Annotated in this window: 18 protein-coding genes and 2 rRNA genes (1 of these 20 cut by a window edge); 15 read left to right on the forward strand and 5 right to left on the reverse strand. The window is 37.1% G+C overall.

Annotation, left to right across the window (positions count from 1 at the left end; all coding sequences use genetic code 11):
- Positions 1-87: 87 nt before the first annotated feature.
- On the reverse strand, positions 88-1329 hold the full coding sequence (locus tag LX80_RS06660; RefSeq protein WP_111294496.1) for a metallophosphoesterase: 1242 nt from the start codon (positions 1327-1329) through the stop codon (positions 88-90).
- A 126-nt stretch (positions 1330-1455) separates the two neighbouring features.
- Between LX80_RS06660 and LX80_RS06665 the strand changes: the two genes are divergently transcribed.
- The 7 genes from LX80_RS06665 (at position 1456) to LX80_RS06695 (ending at position 6869) form a co-directional block, all read left to right on the forward strand.
- Positions 1456-2136 carry a metal-dependent hydrolase gene (locus tag LX80_RS06665; protein ID WP_111294694.1) on the forward strand — a complete coding sequence of 227 codons (681 nt, stop codon included), beginning with the start codon at positions 1456-1458 and terminating at the stop codon, positions 2134-2136.
- Between the two features lie 230 nt (positions 2137-2366).
- The gene (locus LX80_RS06670) at positions 2367-3167 is read left to right on the forward strand and encodes a ParA family protein (RefSeq protein ID WP_111294498.1); all 801 of its coding nucleotides are present in this window, start codon (positions 2367-2369) and stop codon (positions 3165-3167) included.
- Between the two features lie 43 nt (positions 3168-3210).
- Positions 3211-4134 carry a ParB/RepB/Spo0J family partition protein gene (locus LX80_RS06675; RefSeq protein WP_111294500.1) on the forward strand — a complete coding sequence of 308 codons (924 nt, stop codon included), beginning with the start codon at positions 3211-3213 and terminating at the stop codon, positions 4132-4134.
- Positions 4135-4136: 2 nt separating this feature from the next.
- Positions 4137-4799 (forward strand): DUF5683 domain-containing protein, encoded by a 663-nt coding sequence (locus LX80_RS06680; protein ID WP_111294502.1) that lies wholly within the window; start codon positions 4137-4139, stop codon positions 4797-4799.
- A gap of 14 nt (positions 4800-4813) precedes the next feature.
- Positions 4814-5533 (forward strand): 4-hydroxy-tetrahydrodipicolinate reductase, encoded by a 720-nt coding sequence (dapB, locus tag LX80_RS06685; protein WP_111294504.1) that lies wholly within the window; start codon positions 4814-4816, stop codon positions 5531-5533.
- A 131-nt stretch (positions 5534-5664) separates the two neighbouring features.
- A complete protein-coding gene (locus LX80_RS06690) occupies positions 5665-6078 on the forward strand; it encodes an RrF2 family transcriptional regulator (protein WP_111294506.1) in 414 nt (137 codons plus the stop codon).
- Positions 6075-6869 (forward strand): DUF3575 domain-containing protein, encoded by a 795-nt coding sequence (locus tag LX80_RS06695; RefSeq protein ID WP_111294508.1) that lies wholly within the window; start codon positions 6075-6077, stop codon positions 6867-6869. The genes LX80_RS06690 and LX80_RS06695 overlap by 4 nt, the downstream gene beginning before the upstream one ends.
- On the opposite strand, the gene LX80_RS06700 is transcribed toward LX80_RS06695, so the two are convergent.
- On the reverse strand, positions 6859-7824 hold the full coding sequence (locus LX80_RS06700; protein WP_111294696.1) for an NAD-dependent epimerase/dehydratase family protein: 966 nt from the start codon (positions 7822-7824) through the stop codon (positions 6859-6861). The genes LX80_RS06695 and LX80_RS06700 overlap by 11 nt on opposite strands.
- Before the next feature lie 84 nt (positions 7825-7908).
- Between LX80_RS06700 and kdsA the strand changes: the two genes are divergently transcribed.
- Entirely contained in the window at positions 7909-8742 is an 834-nt protein-coding gene (gene kdsA, locus LX80_RS06705) for a 3-deoxy-8-phosphooctulonate synthase (RefSeq protein ID WP_111294510.1), read from the forward strand.
- A gap of 11 nt (positions 8743-8753) precedes the next feature.
- Here kdsA and LX80_RS06710 read toward each other — a convergent pair whose 3' ends face one another.
- The gene (locus LX80_RS06710; protein ID WP_245898008.1) at positions 8754-8984 is read right to left on the reverse strand and encodes a PspC domain-containing protein; all 231 of its coding nucleotides are present in this window, start codon (positions 8982-8984) and stop codon (positions 8754-8756) included.
- 167 nt (positions 8985-9151) lie between these two features.
- Between LX80_RS06710 and LX80_RS06715 the strand changes: the two genes are divergently transcribed.
- From LX80_RS06715 to LX80_RS06745, 7 genes are all read left to right on the forward strand, one after another.
- Positions 9152-11422, forward strand: coding sequence for an aconitate hydratase (locus LX80_RS06715; protein WP_111294512.1), 2271 nt, complete (start codon positions 9152-9154; stop codon positions 11420-11422).
- 229 nt (positions 11423-11651) lie between these two features.
- On the forward strand, positions 11652-12005 hold the full coding sequence (rpsF, locus tag LX80_RS06720; RefSeq protein ID WP_111294514.1) for a 30S ribosomal protein S6: 354 nt from the start codon (positions 11652-11654) through the stop codon (positions 12003-12005).
- 3 nt (positions 12006-12008) lie between these two features.
- Positions 12009-12272, forward strand: coding sequence for a 30S ribosomal protein S18 (gene rpsR / locus LX80_RS06725; protein ID WP_111294516.1), 264 nt, complete (start codon positions 12009-12011; stop codon positions 12270-12272).
- A 97-nt stretch (positions 12273-12369) separates the two neighbouring features.
- On the forward strand, positions 12370-12816 hold the full coding sequence (gene rplI, locus LX80_RS06730; protein ID WP_111294518.1) for a 50S ribosomal protein L9: 447 nt from the start codon (positions 12370-12372) through the stop codon (positions 12814-12816).
- 224 nt (positions 12817-13040) lie between these two features.
- On the forward strand, positions 13041-13424 hold the full coding sequence (locus LX80_RS06735; protein ID WP_111294700.1) for an RNA recognition motif domain-containing protein: 384 nt from the start codon (positions 13041-13043) through the stop codon (positions 13422-13424).
- Between the two features lie 151 nt (positions 13425-13575).
- Positions 13576-14451 carry a carbon-nitrogen hydrolase gene (locus tag LX80_RS06740; RefSeq protein WP_111294520.1) on the forward strand — a complete coding sequence of 292 codons (876 nt, stop codon included), beginning with the start codon at positions 13576-13578 and terminating at the stop codon, positions 14449-14451.
- Positions 14451-15491, forward strand: coding sequence for an agmatine deiminase family protein (locus LX80_RS06745; RefSeq protein WP_111294522.1), 1041 nt, complete (start codon positions 14451-14453; stop codon positions 15489-15491). The genes LX80_RS06740 and LX80_RS06745 overlap by 1 nt, the downstream gene beginning before the upstream one ends.
- Before the next feature lie 121 nt (positions 15492-15612).
- Here the strand turns inward: LX80_RS06745 and rrf are convergent.
- A 5S ribosomal RNA gene (rrf, locus tag LX80_RS06750) occupies positions 15613-15726 on the reverse strand.
- Positions 15727-15773: 47 nt separating this feature from the next.
- Positions 15774-17331: ribosomal RNA gene (locus LX80_RS06755) — 23S ribosomal RNA — on the reverse strand; it runs 1246 nt beyond the window's last position.

Here is a 17331-nt window from a genome sequence, read left to right on the forward strand (position 1 = left end):
CCAAAGATATATTGATGTATAATCACTTATTTTCAAGAAAAAAATGAATAGTGCCATTTAACAATATAACAACATTTAACAAATTTATCACGACAACTCTATAATAGTAATTTCAGGTAAAATACCCACCCTTCCCGGATAGCCGATAAAACCAAAACCCCTATTCACATATAAATACTGATTGCCTTCTTTATACAAACCGGCCCATTGCTTATACATCCACTGTACGGGACTGAATTTAAAAAACATCGTTTCAACGCCAAATTGCATACCGTGGGTATGTCCGGCAAGCATTAAGTCAATATCAGGATATTTAGGTCTTACCTCTGCATCCCAATGGCTGGGGTCATGACTCATTAAAATTTTGAATGCATAAGGTTCGGTGCCCTTATATGCTTGCTCCATTTTTCCGTATTTTGGAAATCGCCCTTTTGCACCCCAGTTTTCAATGCCAATTAAAGCAATGGCATCGCCATTTTTTTCAATAATTACATGTTCATTCATTAACAAACGCCAACCCAAAGATGCATGTACTTTTTTCAAATTTTCCAGATTCTGTTCTTTTGCTTGTAAAGATGGCCAGGCTATGTAATCACCATAATCATGATTACCCAGTACACTGTAAACACCAAAAGGTGCGCGTATTTTGTTAAAAACATCAATGTAATTATTCATTTCTTCATAACGGTCATTTACCAAATCACCGGTAAATAAAACTAAATCGGCTTTTTGTTGCATTAACAAGTTTACACCTTTTATTACTTGTGCTTTATTGGTAAAACTACCACTGTGTATATCACTAATTTGTGCAATTTTAAAGCCCTTAAAAGCTTTGGGTAAATTAGGAAATTGCAAATGCACATATTTAACTTGATAGTTATATTTATTTCGATAACCGTAAATAAATGTGCCTAATAAAGTTGTACCAAAACCTATACCCAACCAACTCATCACAACAGAACGATGAATGGCTGCCATTTCGGGCCTATTTGTATTTTTAGCAGACATTAAATGCACCAACCATTCAATGCCTCTTCTAATATCGTCGGCTGCAAAAAAAACGCAGCCAACAAGCTTTGCAATAAATAAACCCACCAATACAGAAAAAATATAATTGCGATAAAATTTGGTTATCTGTACACTTCGTAAATAAGGCATGGCAAAAAGTGCTAACCATGCAGCCAACGCAATAATCCAATAAATAATGGTAACAGCTAATTTTACGGAAGGAGAAAATCCTTGCATTACTGTTGTTACTGCCTGAAAAAAATAAACATCAACTAGTATAAAAATTACTATAACAAACCACCAAAATCCTGTTCTACGCATACATAAAATTTAAATAAGTATATACTTTGCTTTTGAAATTTGATTGAGCATTTAATGTTGTTTAAACATCTTTCAAGTAATTTTGTTACAAGGAATGAATTTATTTTTCAACCAAAAAATTATAATATGCAATTCACATTTTATGGTCATGCTTGCTTCATGATTGAGGTACAAGGCAAAAAAATACTTTTCGATCCATTTATTACATATAACGAACTGGCGAAAAACATATCTATCGATAGTATTAAAGCCGATTACATATTTTTAAGTCATGGCCACGCCGACCATATAGCCGATTGTATTACCATTGCTAATAATACCGGCGCAAAAGTAGTGGCTGTTTTTGAAATTCATGAGTGGCTCAACAAAAATGGTGTAACCAATACGCACCCCATGAATACCGGCGGAAAATGGCAATTTGAATTTGGCACCGTAAAATGTGTAGTAGCACAACACAGTAGTGCTTTACCCGACGGAAGTTATGGTGGTAACCCCATTGGTTTTGTATTTACAACCCCTGAAGGAAATTTTTACTATAGCGGTGATACTGCCTTAACACTCGATATGCAGTTAATACCCGGCTGGGCAAACTTAAACTATGCCATATTACCTATCGGTGATAATTTTACCATGGATGTACAAGATGCCATTAAAGCCGCTGATTTTGTAAAATGCAATCAAATTATTGGAGTACACTATGATACTTTTGGTTACATAAAAATTGATAAAGCCGCTGCCAAACAAGCATTTGCAAATGCCGGAAAAACGTTGCATTTGCCTGCCATAGGCGAAACAATTACCTTATAGTTTTTTTTAATTATTGAAACATAGCCTCTATTCCAAACAAGAATAGAGGCTTCTTTTTTAATGCCGGGCAAAGCAACCTTTTCTCTATTAAAAATGAATGGTAATCACCGCATTGTTAAAATATACCCAATTAAAAATGAACTCATGCAACAGAATGCTTTAGATTTGCAACCTTGACGAATTGAAATGAGTAAATAAATTTTTTAATTGCCTTTTAAGCAATATACCCTATGGCGCGAATTATTAGCATTGCAAATCAAAAAGGAGGTGTTGGTAAAACCACATCGGCCATTAATCTGGCAGCCAGCTTTGCCGTATTAGAATACAAAACTTTATTGGTTGATGCCGACCCGCAAGCCAATAGCACTACAGGTGTTGGATTTGATTTGCATAATATAACCAACAGTTTATACGATTGTATGGTTAACAATGCTACTGCAGAAGATGTTATTTTAAAAAGTGAAATGCCCTACTTAGATGTCATTCCTTCACATATTGATTTGGTAGGGGCAGAAATTGAAATGATTAATTATCCTAACCGTGAAAACGTTTTAAAAACTGTTTTAGAGCCCGTTAAAAGTAAATACGATTTTATTATTATTGATTGTTCCCCTTCTTTAGGGCTAATTACGGTTAACTCATTGGTTGCTGCTGATAGTGTAATTGTTCCGGTACAATGCGAGTTTTTTGCCTTAGAAGGATTGGGTAAACTTTTGAATACCGTAAAAATTGTACAAAACAGATTAAATCCCGAGCTTCAAATTGAAGGTATTTTAATGACCATGTATGATGGGCGTTTGCGTTTATGCAACCAGGTAGTGAGTGAGGTTAGAAGGCATTTTGACGATTTGGTATTCTCAACCATTATTCATCGTAACACCCGTTTAAGTGAGGCACCAAGTGTGGGTAAACCGGTAATTTTATACGATGCAGAGAGTAAAGGCTCGGTGAATTATTTAAATTTAGCAAAAGAAATTTTACAGAAAAATGAAATGACAAATATGAGCAATACAGAAAGAATTATTGAATAAAGAAAAAAATTGCTTCATTTGCCATTAATTTATAACCTTCAATATGAGTGCACCCAAACAAAATAAAGCTATGTTAGGCAAGGGCATTCGCTCGTTGCTTCAAAATATTGATGAAGACTTAAAAAATACCTCAGGCCATTTAAAAAACAAAGTGGTTGAACAGGTTACCGGGGTAATGCGTATTCCAATAGATGATATACAAATAAACCCCAAGCAACCACGCCGCGACTTTGATGAGACTGCATTACAAGAATTAGCAACATCAATTAAAATACATGATATCATTCAACCATTAACCGTATCAAAATTAGCTAATGGTAAATATCAACTTATTGCCGGCGAAAGGAGATTTAGAGCCAGCAAATTGGCAGGCTTAAAAGATGTTCCGGTTTATGTAAGACAAGCTAATGATACGGAATTGTTGGAATTAGCATTGCTTGAAAATTTACAACGTGAAGACTTAAATGCCATTGAAATTGGCTTGAGTTACAAGCGCATGATGGAAGAACTAAATTATACACAGGAACAAGTAGCAGAAAGAATGGGAAAAGAAAGAAGCACCATTACCAACTACATGCGCCTATTAAAACTTCCACCCGACATTCAATTGGCCGTTAGAAACGGAAATATAAGCATGGGACATGCCAGAGCACTCATTAACATTGACAGCGTTGATAAACAACTGTATGTTTTCAATGAAATTAAAACAAAAGAATTGAGTGTTCGGCAAACGGAAGAGCTGGTTAGACAAATGTATAAAGCGCAAAGCCAGTCAGCTGTTAAATCTTCTTCAAAAAATCAACTTCCACCCGCCTATAAAAAAATTGAAGATAACTTAGCTTCGCATTTTGCCACCAAAGTTACTTTGGCACATCAAAAAACAGGTAAAGGAAGTATTACCATTGAATATTATTCACTAGAGGAATTGAATAAAATATTAGAGCTTATGAACATAAGCGTTAGTTGAACATGAAAGCAACTATCAAATTAATTTTAATTACATTTTTTTTACATGGGTTTGTTACTGCATTTGGCAATAACAATGAATTTGTTGTTGAAAGTATTTTGGCTGAAAAACCAATAAAAGACACTACAAAAGATACCAACGGCATAAAAGAAACAGCACCCATTATTAAAAAAAAACATAACCCTAAAATTGCAACACTTCGTTCAGCAATACTTCCGGGTTTGGGACAAGCCTATAATCGCGAATATTGGAAAATTCCAATAGTATATGGAGCATTGGCAATACCCACCATAACATTCATTTACAACAATACTTGGTATAAGCGTACACGCGATGCGTATACCATTAAAGTTACTAACGACACAGCCCATTTTGGCAACATCTATCCCATTTTACAAAATATTGATCCTGTTGCATTACAAACCTATCGAAATCAGTTTAGAAGAGACCGCGATTACTCCATTCTTTGGTTTGCAATTTTATGGGGATTAAATGTGGTAGATGCTACTGTTTATGGACATTTAAAAGACTTTGATGTAAGTGATAATTTAAGTTTACATATTGAACCTACTTACAATTCAACTTTATCAGCTCCGGGTTTAAGTTTTACATTTAGCTTTCGAAATAAACAACCAATTTTAAAACCATTACCTACTGCCAGGTAAAAAACTATCATAAAATGAAAATTGCGTTAATTGGATATGGTAAAATGGGACAGGCTATTGAGCAAATAGCATTAAATAAAGGTCATGAAATTGTTTTAAAAATAGATGTAAACAACATTCATGAATTTACAAATGAAAATTTGCAAAAAGCTGATGTAGCCATTGAATTTACCGGCCCCCATAGCGCTTTTCAGAATGTAATGCAATGCATTAACTGGGGGGTACCGGTTGTATGTGGTTCAACCGGATGGTTAGAAAAATTACATGAAGTAGAAGATGCTTGTAAACAAAAAAACGGTGCATTTATATATGCCAGCAACTTTAGTATTGGCGTAAATTTATTTTTTGAGCTGAATAAGTTTTTGGCTCATTTAATGAAAAAACACAGTGAATATAATGTTAGCCTAACAGAAATACACCATACCCAAAAAAAAGATGCACCCAGTGGCACTGCAATTACACTGGCTGAACAAATAATGCAGGAAATAACTACCAAGCATAAATGGGTAAACAATCCTACTCAACAACCCGAAGAATTAAGCATTATTTCTGAAAGAATTGATCCTGCACCGGGCACTCATAAAGTTTTGTATCAATCCCCTATTGATGATATTGAAATTATACACACAGCCCATAACCGTGTTGGCTTTGCTGGCGGTGCCGTATTAGCTGCTGAATTTTTGAAAGATAAAAAAGGCATATTTACCATGAAAGATGTATTAGGCTTCACATAATGCTTTTTTTTCATTAAACATTTCTTTGAAACATTTTGCAATTAAAAGTTAGCATTTCAGTATATTGAAAAACAAAATTTGTTACCGATATTAGCTAAGCTTTTTGTTTTTCATACATTAATACCCTGTATATGCTATCGAAAAAAACACAATATGCGTTTAAAGCTTTAATTTATTTGGCTCAACACCAAAATAACGGTCCTGTTCTCATTGCAGAAATTGCCCGCAAAAAAAACATTCCCCTTAAATTTTTAGAAAATATTTTACTTGAACTTAGAAAAGCCGGCATATTGGAAAGCAAAAAGGGAAAAGGTGGTGGCTACTTATTTAAAAATCCGCCATCAACTATTCCTTTAGCAAAAGTAATGCGTACTGTTGAAGGGCCTATTGCATTATTACCGTGCGTAAGTTTAAATTTTTACGAAAAATGCAAGGACTGCCAAGAAGAGATTTGCGGATTAAATAAAGTAATGATTGAAGTGAGAGATGCATCTTTAAAAATTTTAGAAGGAAAAACAGTGGCTGACCTTGCCATGCTAGAATGAAAAAAACATGTAAAATATTGTTATGTTTTTTAATGGCAGCAGCTACTCAGTATCTGCATGCGCAACCTGTTCATGAAATAAAACATTCTGATACCACTAAACCCATATTCGTAAAGCCCACATTACATAATGCACTTAAAATAAATTTAAGCTCACTGGCATTTCAAAACTATAGTATTAGCTATGAAAGACTAATTAAAAATAAAGTTTCTATAGCAGTGGGCTACCGATATATGCCATTTACAACATTACCTTTTGGCAATACCATTAGTCAAATAGCGAATAATAATAATGTTAACTTTAATGAAACTAACCTTGGAAATTATGCTTTTACAGGTGAGTTAAGGGTTTATGCAAATAAAAATATGCACGGTTTTTACTTAGCACCTTATGGACGGTATGCTAATTTTAACTTTGCCGTTCCTATTCAATATAATAGTACCCAAGGTGGAAATACAACTGTTCAAAACGCAGTATTTAAAGGTAATGTAACCTCAATAAGCGGCGGCTTATTGTTAGGCTTGCAACAGCATATCAGTCGGCATTTTGTTTTAGATATTTGGTTAATTGGTGCCAATTTTGGAAATGGCAATGGCATTTTAAACGCCGGTTTCACCACACCTTTAACAATGCAAGAACAAAGTTCTTTGCAAGATAATTTAAATAACCTTAACGGTGGTCCATTTACCTTAAAAGGAACTGTAACCAGTAGCACATCGGCTAATTTAAACTTAACGGGCCCCTGGATTGGAATACGCGCATTAGGGATAAATATTGGCTTTACTTTTTAAGCAAACCCTTTGCTTGTTGCAAATTCTGAATCATGTCTGCAGTCATTAAATCTAAATCAAAATCCGGTTTCCAATTCCAATCATTCCGAGCAGAAGTATCATCAATACTTTGCGGCCAACTATCGGCAATAGTTTGCCTATAATCAGGTTTATAATGAATGGTAAAATCAGGTATATGCTTTTGAATGGCAGCAGCAATTTCTTTAGGTGAAAAACTCATGGCCGCAATGTTATAAGAAGTCCTAACTTTAATTTGTTCTTGCGGCGCTTCCATTAATTGCAATGTGGCTTTTATAGCATCAGGCATATACATCATGGGCAGGTAAGTGTCTTCCCGCAAAAAACAATTGTAGTTTTTTTCTTCCAATGCATCATGAAATATTTCAACGGCATAATCGGTTGTTCCTCCGCCGGGGGCAGATTTATAACTAATTAACCCGGGATAACGTAAACTTCTTACATCAACGCCATACCGTTGGTGATAATAATTGCACCAAAATTCGCCGGCATACTTACTAATACCATAAACAGTTATTGGTTCAATTATTGTTTGTTGCGGACAATTTATTTTAGGTGATGTTGGCCCAAACACAGCAATACTACTGGGCCAATATACTTTTTGAATTTGTTCTTCACGCGCTATATCTAACACATTCAATAAACCCTGCATATTTAAATTCCATGCCAAATTCGGATTTTTTTCACCGGTAGCAGAAAGTATTGCGGCCAATAAATATATCTGGGTAATGTTTTGTCGTATTACTTGCACATGCAGCATTTCCTTATTCATTACATCTAAACTAACATAAGGCCCTGTTCCTTTCAACAATTCATTTTCCTCCCTTAAATCTGAAGCTACTACATTGTTATTCCCATAAACTTTTCGTAAAGCAAGCGTCAGTTCAACACCTATTTGGCCACTTGCCCCTATTACCAATATTTTATCTTTTACCATTTCTTTTAAATTTGCTAACAAATGTTAGCGCAAAGAAAACAAAAATGCTTGTAAGTTCGCATTTCAAACATCCATTTAATTTTTATGATTCCTAATTTTCTCACTCCATTATTGCAACAACAACAATACAACCCACAACAATTTTTTTTAATTGCCGGCCCATGCGTGGTGGAAAATGAAGATTTGGTGATGGAAGTAGCCGATAAAGTTTATACTATTTGTAAAAAATTGGGGATCCCCTATATTTTTAAAGCAAGCTATCGCAAAGCCAACCGTACAAGTGCCAATTCATTTACGGGACTTGGTGATGAAGTGGGTTTAAGTTTGATTCAAAAAGTAGGTAAAACATTTGCACTGCCTACCACTTCCGACATACACGCTCATGATGAAGCCGCAGAAGCAGCTAAATATATTGATGTATTGCAAATTCCGGCCTTTTTATGCAGGCAAACTGATTTATTACAAGCAGCTGCTGCTACCCAAAAAATTATTAATGTAAAAAAAGGTCAATTTTTAAGTGGTCCTGCTATGCAATTTGCAGTTGACAAAATAAAAAAAGCAGGCAACGAACAAATTATGCTAACCGAACGCGGCACCACTTTTGGCTATCAGGACTTGGTAGTTGATTATCGTAATATTACTTGGATGAAACAATTGAACCTACCGGTTATAATGGATTGTACACATAGTTTACAGCAACCCAACCAAACCAGTGGTGTAACAGGTGGTAATCCGGCATTAATTGAAACGATTGCCAAAGCTGCCATTGCAACAGGCGCCGATGGATTATTTATTGAAACACATCCTAATCCTGCCAAAGCATTGAGTGATGGTGCTAATATGCTACCCTTACATTTATTGGAAAACCTTTTAGAAAAATTGGCAACACTAAGAGAAACTATGGTAAAAATTGGCTAATTAAGTTATTGCTATAAATACTTTAAGGGATTTCTTCTGGCATTTAAAATATACTCTTTTATATTCATCCAAAATGCCAACACCATGTATATGATTAGTGGCGATCCCATGGTTAAAAAAGAAATGTAAATAAACCACATTCTGATGCGTGAGGTGGCAATTCCCAATTTTTCGCCTATTGCGGTACAAACACCAAAAGCATTCATTTCCAAAAACTCACGTACTTTATTCATTGCTTTCATAAGGTTTATTTTATCAATAAACAAATTGCAATTTAAGGCATTTTTACAAAATTAGTGTCAATAACAATTCAAAAAAACAGTTGTTCACAACGGCATGATTTCATGTAATTTTGCCACTTCAAAAAAACTGGTTAAAGTCTTTTCATCACATAATAAAATTTATCATCATGGCTTTCGACTTAGAAATGATTAAGAAAGTTTATGCCGAAATGCCTGCAAAAATTGCAGCAGCACGCAAAACTTTAGGTCGTCCTTTAACTTTAGCTGAAAAAATATTATTTGCTCATTTACATGCAGATCAACCCCTTAATAATTTTGAAAGAGGGAAAAGTTATGTTGACTTTGCCCCGGATAGAGTAGCAATGCAAGATGCTACTGCCCAAATGGCTTTGTTACAATTTATGCAAGCAGGCCGCCCAAAAGTTGCAGTTCCTTCAACTGTACACTGCGACCACTTAATTACTGCTCGTGTTGAAGCAAAAGCCGATTTGCAAGTGGCTACCACTGAAAGTAAAGAAGTTTATGATTTTTTAGCCTCTGTTTCCAATAAATATGGTATTGGATTTTGGAAGCCGGGTGCCGGAATTATTCACCAGGTAGTTTTAGAAAATTATGCGTTCCCCGGTGGCATGATGATTGGAACCGACTCACATACTGTTAACGCAGGCGGTTTAGGAATGATTGCCATTGGTGTAGGAGGTGCCGATGCCTGCGATGTTATGGCAGGTTTACCATGGGAATTAAAATGGCCTAAACTAATTGGTATTAAATTAACCGGCAAATTAAATGGATGGACTGCACCAAAAGATATTATTTTAAAAGTTGCAGGCATTTTAACCGTTAAAGGTGGAACAGGCGCCATAGTTGAATACTTTGGTGAAGGTGCAACTTCATTAAGTTGTACAGGAAAAGGAACCATTTGTAATATGGGTGCCGAAATTGGTGCTACTACCTCTACTTTTGGTTATGATGATAGCATGAGCCGCTATTTAAAAGCAACCGGCCGCGAAGAGGTTGCTGCTTTAGCCGATGCTATTAAATCTGATTTAAATGCAGATCCTGAAGTTTACCAAAATCCTGAAAAATACTTCGATCAAGTAATTGAAATTAACCTTAGTGAGCTTGAACCCCATTTGAATGGTCCGTTTACCCCCGATTTGGCTACACCCATTTCTAAAATGAAGGAAGTTGCTGCTGCCAACGGCTGGCCTACTAAAGTTGAAGTAGGATTAATTGGAAGTTGTACCAACTCATCTTATGAAGACATTAGCAGGGCTGTAAGTTTAGCCAAACAAGTAAGCGATAAAAATTTAAAACCCAAAGCTGAATATACCATAACCCCCGGCTCTGAACAGGTACGCTTTACCATTGAGAGAGATGGTTTCTTAGATACTTTTGAAAAAATAGGTGCTAAAGTATTTGCAAATGCTTGTGGCCCCTGTATTGGTATGTGGGATAGAATGGGTGCCGAAAAACAAGAGAAAAACACCATTGTGCATTCATTCAATAGAAACTTTGCTAAACGTGCCGATGGCAACCCTAATACATATGCCTTCGTTGCTTCCCCTGAAATGGTAACTGCATTGGCAATTGCGGGCGATTTAACTTTTAACCCCATTACTGATTATTTAACCAACGAAAAAGGGGAAAAGGTAAAATTAGATCCCCCCAAAGGTGAAGAATTACCTTCAAAAGGATTTGCTGTTGATGACCCTGGTTATCAAGCACCCGCAGCCGATGGAAGCAAGGTGAATGTTGTTGTAGATCCCAATTCAAACCGTTTACAATTGTTAGCACCTTTCCCTGCTTGGGAAGGAACCGATTTAAAAGGTTTGAAATTATTAATTAAAGCGAAAGGTAAATGTACTACCGACCATATTTCAATGGCCGGTCCTTGGTTAAAATATCGTGGACATCTTGATAATATTTCCAACAACCTTTTAATTGGTGCCATTAACTTTTTTAACGACAAAGCTAATTTAGTGAAGAATCAATTGAATGGCACTTATGGTCCGGTTCCTGAAACACAACGCGCCTACAAAGCCGCCGGAATTGGCTCAATAGTGGTTGGAGATGAAAATTATGGTGAAGGCTCTTCTCGCGAACATGCCGCTATGGAACCTCGTCATTTAGGCGTTCGTGTAGTTTTAACCAAATCATTTGCACGTATACACGAAACCAACTTGAAAAAACAGGGGATGTTGGCATTAACTTTTGCCGATAAAAACGATTATGATAAAATTTTGGAAGATGATACCATTGATGTTTTAGGTTTAACTGAATTTACACCAGGTAAGCCTTTAACCATAGTATTACATCATGCTAATGGTACTTCCGATACCATTTTGGCTAACCATACTTACAATCAGCAACAAATAGAATGGTTTAAAGCAGGTGCTGCATTAAACATTATTCGTAAGCAAGTGGCTGCCAACTAAAGTTTAATCATTTTTCAATTCAAAAGAACGTCATCTATCAATGACGTTCTTTTTTTGTTCAAATATGAAAAACACCCGAATTTGCAGTTCTTCAGCAAAAAACAGTTTCTGTTTTCAATAAAAAACCCCTACTTTTGCAGCCCCAATTCTGTTTTGGCAGAATCATACTTTCAACACAGAAAGTTTGTCCATTGGGAAAAAACCAATTTTATCATCAAAAACACTAGTAATGAACCATTACGAACTAATGATCATCTTTACTCCGGTACTTTCCGAAGATGATTTCAAATCAGCTCAAAAAAAGTATACGGATTTTGTTACTGAACATGGCGGTACCATAGTTCATAGTAACCCATGGGGTTTAAAATCTTTAGCTTACCCCATTCAGAAAAAAACAACCGGAATTTATTGGGTATTGGAATATACCGCCAATCCGGACTTTAATGAGAAATTCAAAATCCAAATGTTACGCGATGAGCAAATCATGCGTCACATGATTACTAAACTCGATAAAAACGCCGTCGAGTATAATGAAGTAAAGAGAAATGGCGGATTTAAAGTAACTGAAAAAATGGAGGGATAAGCTATGGCAAAAAATGAAATAAAATACCTGACCGCCATTAAACAGGAAAAACCCAAAAAGAAATTCTGCCGGTTTAAAAAATATGGCATTAAATACGTTGACTATAAAGACGTTGAGTTTTTAAAAAAATTTATTAATGAGCAAGGTAAAATGTTACCCCGCCGTTTAACCGGAAACTCATTGAAATACCAACGCAAAGTTGGCGATGCCATAAAAAAAGCACGTCAAATGGCTTTATTACCATATGTAACTGATCTTTTAAAATAAATCTATTCTTAGTAACCTCCCTAACCTTATTCAAACAACAACTTAATAAGGGACAGTTTTGAAATGACTGGGTAAAGGGAACTAAAAACTTAAAAATATGCAAGTAATTCTTATTCAGGATGTAGATAATTTGGGTGGAAAAAATGAATTGGTAACCGTAAAAAATGGTTACGCCCGTAATTACCTTATTCCTAAAAAGTTTGCTGTTGAGGCAAACCCTTCCAACTTAAAGCAATTAGAAGAGCGCTTAAAAGTTCAGGCCAAAAAAGAAGCGGCTATGTTAGCCGAAATTCATAAAGTAACTGAAGTATTAAAAGCTTCTCCAGTTAAAATTGGCGTAAAAACAGGTACCAGCGGTAAAATTTTCGGTACAGTTACTGCATTGCAAATTACACGGGCCATTCGCGACCAAAAAGGTTACGAAATTGACCGCAGACGCATACACATTTTAACTGAAGTAAAAGAAGTTGGATTACACAAAGCTTCTATTGATTTTGGCAATGGTAATGTTGCTGAAATTGAATTTGATGTGGTAGCAGAATAATTCATTTATTCACAATACTATTAAAAGCCGTAGTTGAGTGCTGCGGCTTTTGTTTTTTAAACATCTGTTACTTATTAAAAAAAAAGTTGGACAAATGAATAAAAAAATTATCTTCGTTAGTCCAATGACCAGTTCTTCCATTTCTCTAGAAGGTTTTAACGTAAATGCTTCGGGGCTTTTGGTTACTGTTTTTATCATTGGTATCACTTAAATTAACTTTTAAAATGAACATTTACGTTGGAAATTTGAACTGGAACATGACCAGTGAAGACCTGCAAGAACTTTTTGCACCTTATGGCGAAGTAACCTCAGCCAAAATTGTTACTGACAAATTCAATAACAACCGCAGTAAAGGTTTTGGTTTTGTTGAAATGCCTGATGAAGAAGCTGCAAAAGCTGCTATCAGTGCATTACACGACACTGATGTGCAGAATCGCAAAATTGTGGTAAACGAATCAACTCCACGCCCCGAAGGTGAACGCAAAAGCGGTGGCTACAAAAAAAGCTACGGCGGTGGTAATCGCGGTGGTGGTTATGGTGGTAACCGCGGTGGTGGCGGCTACAATCGCGACCGTGGTGGAAATGGTGGCGGTTACAACAGATATTAATCATCCGTTCCAAACAAAAAACACTTCAATCCCATTCCAAAACACGAATGGGATTTTTCATACGTATTATGGCCACTAATGTTATTAAAATAATGGTTGTGCTTATTACTTTCCCTATGCAACCTTTATTTTTGCACACAAAATTTTAAGCATGTCAATTGTTAATGTAGGATTGGTACAAATGAGTTGCTCCAATGAAAAACAGCTCAACCTGCAAAAAGCTATTCAACAAATAAAAGTTGCTGCAGCAAAAGGTGCACAAATAGTGTGTTTGCAAGAATTATTCACCTCCTTATATTTTTGCGATGTAGAAGATTATGATAATTTTTTATTGGCTGAAGCAATTCCCGGGCCATCTACGGAAGCATTATCTTTAGTTGCAAAAGAACATAATGTAGTAATAATAGCTTCTTTATTTGAAAAAAGAACCCAAGGCTTATACCATAACACAACTGCCGTAATTGATGCGGATGGCACTTACTTAGGTAAGTACAGAAAAATGCATATCCCCGATGACCCCGCATATTTTGAGAAATTTTATTTTACTCCCGGCGATTTAGGCTATAAAACGTTTAAAACAAAATTCGCTACTATTGGAGTATTAATTTGTTGGGATCAATGGTATCCTGAAGCAGCACGTATTACTAGTTTAATGGGTGCAGAAATATTATTTTACCCAACAGCCATTGGATGGGCTACTTCACAAGATGAAGCCACAAACAAAGAGCAATTCAATGCATGGCAAACTATGCAACGCAGCCACGCAATAGCCAATGGCGTACATGTAGTTAGTGTGAACCGCGTAGGATTTGAACAAAATGGTTTAATGAAATTTTGGGGTGGCTCATTTGTTTGCAACCCTTTTGGAACCGTACTTTATCAAGCTACACATGATCAAGAAGAAGTAGCAGTTGTACCGGTAGAATTATCAAAATCTGACAGCTATAGAATACACTGGCCATTTTTACGTGATAGACGCATAGACTCCTATCAACCAATTACAAAACGATTTATTGACGAACAATAATGAACTTAACACCACAACAACAAGGCTATTATTTTCCGGCAGAGTGGCATAAACATAGGGCAACATGGTTAAGTTGGCCTCATAAAGAAGCAAGTTGGCCCGGAAAAATTCAAACTATCTTTAAACCCTATACCGAGTTTATTAAAACGCTCTCAGCAGGTGAAAAGGTTTGCATTAACGTTTGCGATGTTTCAATGGAGCAATTTGCCCGTAACATTTTAAAAGAAAATGAGGTTAACCTCGATGCCATAGAATTTTACCAGAACCCCACTAATGATGCTTGGTGCAGAGACCATGGGCCTGCATTTTTAATTCATAAAACTGAGCAGAAAAAAGTAATTGTTGATTGGAATTATAATGCATGGGGAAATAAATATCCACCGTACGATTTAGATGATGTAATCCCAACGCGCATTGCAGAAAAATTAGGTCTCCCTGTATTCTATCCGGGTATTGTAATGGAAGGTGGCTCTGTTGATTTTAATGATGCCGGCACACTCATTACATCAACAGCATGTTTATTAAACCCCAATAGAAATCCACACTTATCACAAAAACAAATAGAAGATTATTTACATAATTATTATGGTGTTGAACAAGTTTTATGGGTTGATGAAGGTATTGTTGGCGATGATACGGATGGACACATTGATGATACCGTTCGCTTTGTAAATACCGATACCGTTATTACTGTTATTGAAGAAAATAAAAATGATGAGAATTACCATTTATTGCAACATAATTTAAAACAGTTGCAACAAATGCGTTTATTAAATGGGAAACAACTAAACATTGTTGAATTACCAATGCCGGATCCCGTTATCTATGAAGGGCAAAGATTACCTGCTTCCTATGCAAATTTTTATATTGCCAATCAATCAGTTATAGTTCCAACCTATCGCTGCAGTAAAGATGAAAAGGCTTTAGAAATAATAGCAAATTTATTCCCAACTAGAAAAGTAATTGGTATAGATTCAACAGATATTATTTGGGGATTAGGTAGTTGGCATTGTTTAAGCCAGCAAGAACCTGAGGTTTAGAGCAAAGAAATTATGATTATAAAAGAAAGTATTTAAGTGGTTATTTGAATAAAATAGCCACTTTTTTATGAATATTCCATTAAATAAAAAAGCCTTCTTGCAGAACAAGAAGGCCGGATAAATACGGCAGCTACCTACTCTCCCAGGGACAAGGCCCAAGTACCATCGGCCATGAGGGGCTTAACTTCTCTGTTCGGAATGGGAAGAGGTGAACACCCTCGGTATAACCACCATAAATTCTTCAATAAGGTAACATATTGGGAAGTGATTTGTAATAAATAAAAAATAAAGCTTACGGGTAATTAGTACTACTCGACTTTGCTGTTACCAGCTTTACATCTGTAGCCTATCAACGTCATCGTCTCTGACGACCCTTAAAAGTAAACTCATCTTGTGGAAGGTTTCACGCTTAGATGCTTTCAGCGTTTATCCTGTCTGTACATAGCTACTCAGCACTGCACCTGGCGGCACAACTGATACACCAGCGGTACATGCAACCCGGTCCTCTCGTACTAAGGTCACGTCCACTCAATTTACTAACGCCCACCACAGATAGGGACCGAACTGTCTTGCGACGTTCTGAACCCAGTTCACGTGCCACTTTAATGGGCGAACAGCCCAACCCTTGGGACCTTCTCCAGCCCCAGGATGTGACGAACCGACATCGAGGTGCCAAACCTTACCGTCGATATGAGCTCTTGGGTAAGATCAGCCTGTTATCCCCGGAGTACCTTTTATCCTTTGAGCGATGGCCCTTCCATGCAGAACCACCGGATCACTTTAGCCAGCTTTCGCTCCTGCTCGGCTTGTCTGCCTCACAGTCAAGCACCCTTCTACTAATGCGCTCTGCGTACGATTACCAACCGTACTGAGGGTACCTTTGCAAGCCTCCGTTACTTTTTAGGAGGCGACCACCCCAGTCAAACTACCCACCATGCAATGTCTCCCACCACCGGCGGGATTAGGTTCTAAGCAACAAAAGGTTGGTATTTCAACGTTGACTCCATAATGCCTGGCGACACTACTTCATAGTCTCCCAACTATCCTACACATTTGTTGCTCAAAATCAATGCAAAGTTGTAGTGAAGGTTCACGGGGTCTTTCCGTCCCGTGGCGGGTAACCGGCATCTTCACCGATACTACAATTTCACCGGGCTCGTGGAGGAGACAGTGTTCAACTCATTAGACCATTCGTGCAGGTCGGAACTTACCCGACAAGGAATTTCGCTACCTTAGGACCGTTATAGTTACGGCCGCCGTTTACCGGGGCTTCAGTCAAGAGCTTCGCCTTGCGACTAACCCCCTTCCTTAACCTTCCGGCACCGGGCAGGTATCAGGCTCTATACGTCATCTTTCGATTTTGCAGGGCCCTGTGTTTTTGTTAAACAGTTGGTTGAACCATTTTACTGAGACCGCATCGCTGCGGTACGCTTTATCCCGAAGTTACAGCGTCAATTTGCCTAGTTCCTTCTCCACGGCTCACCCGAGCGCCTTAGAATACTCATCCCGTCTACCTGTGTCGGTTTACGGTACTGGCTGCTATACTCGCTTTTCTTGGCAGCAATTTTATGGTTTCGATTCCACCGAAGCTTCCTCTCAGGCGAACATCCGTCTGTTCGCAACCACCACGTCACTGCGTCACTTTCATTGTATAGCAGGTGCGGGAATATTAACCCGCTTCCCATCAGATTCCCCTTTCGGGTGCTCCTAAGGTCCAGACTAACCCTGATCCGATTAACGTTGATCAGGAAACCTTAGACTTTCGGCGAAGGAGTTTTTCACTCCTTTTATCGTTACTTATGCCTACATTTTCTTTTGAAAACGCTCCAGCAATGGTCGC

Source organism: Hydrotalea sandarakina (genome assembly GCF_003254115.1).
Lineage (GTDB): Bacteria > Bacteroidota > Bacteroidia > Chitinophagales > Chitinophagaceae > Hydrotalea > Hydrotalea sandarakina.

Coding starts and splice junctions, on each gene's coding strand:
- LX80_RS06670 (WP_111294498.1), top strand. CDS start 2,367: ATGGCGCGAATTATTAGCATTGCAAATCAAAAAGGAGGTGTTGGTAAA.
- rpsF (WP_111294514.1), top strand. CDS start 11,652: ATGAACCATTACGAACTAATGATCATCTTTACTCCGGTACTTTCCGAA.
- LX80_RS06740 (WP_111294520.1), top strand. CDS start 13,576: ATGTCAATTGTTAATGTAGGATTGGTACAAATGAGTTGCTCCAATGAA.
- LX80_RS06695 (WP_111294508.1), top strand. CDS start 6,075: ATGAAAAAAACATGTAAAATATTGTTATGTTTTTTAATGGCAGCAGCT.
- LX80_RS06715 (WP_111294512.1), top strand. CDS start 9,152: ATGGCTTTCGACTTAGAAATGATTAAGAAAGTTTATGCCGAAATGCCT.
- LX80_RS06735 (WP_111294700.1), top strand. CDS start 13,041: ATGAACATTTACGTTGGAAATTTGAACTGGAACATGACCAGTGAAGAC.
- rpsR (WP_111294516.1), top strand. CDS start 12,009: ATGGCAAAAAATGAAATAAAATACCTGACCGCCATTAAACAGGAAAAA.
- LX80_RS06710 (WP_245898008.1), bottom strand. CDS start 8,984: ATGAAAGCAATGAATAAAGTACGTGAGTTTTTGGAAATGAATGCTTTT.
- LX80_RS06745 (WP_111294522.1), top strand. CDS start 14,451: ATGAACTTAACACCACAACAACAAGGCTATTATTTTCCGGCAGAGTGG.
- LX80_RS06665 (WP_111294694.1), top strand. CDS start 1,456: ATGCAATTCACATTTTATGGTCATGCTTGCTTCATGATTGAGGTACAA.
- LX80_RS06680 (WP_111294502.1), top strand. CDS start 4,137: ATGAAAGCAACTATCAAATTAATTTTAATTACATTTTTTTTACATGGG.
- rplI (WP_111294518.1), top strand. CDS start 12,370: ATGCAAGTAATTCTTATTCAGGATGTAGATAATTTGGGTGGAAAAAAT.
- LX80_RS06700 (WP_111294696.1), bottom strand. CDS start 7,824: ATGGTAAAAGATAAAATATTGGTAATAGGGGCAAGTGGCCAAATAGGT.
- LX80_RS06660 (WP_111294496.1), bottom strand. CDS start 1,329: ATGCGTAGAACAGGATTTTGGTGGTTTGTTATAGTAATTTTTATACTA.
- dapB (WP_111294504.1), top strand. CDS start 4,814: ATGAAAATTGCGTTAATTGGATATGGTAAAATGGGACAGGCTATTGAG.
- LX80_RS06690 (WP_111294506.1), top strand. CDS start 5,665: ATGCTATCGAAAAAAACACAATATGCGTTTAAAGCTTTAATTTATTTG.
- LX80_RS06675 (WP_111294500.1), top strand. CDS start 3,211: ATGAGTGCACCCAAACAAAATAAAGCTATGTTAGGCAAGGGCATTCGC.
- kdsA (WP_111294510.1), top strand. CDS start 7,909: ATGATTCCTAATTTTCTCACTCCATTATTGCAACAACAACAATACAAC.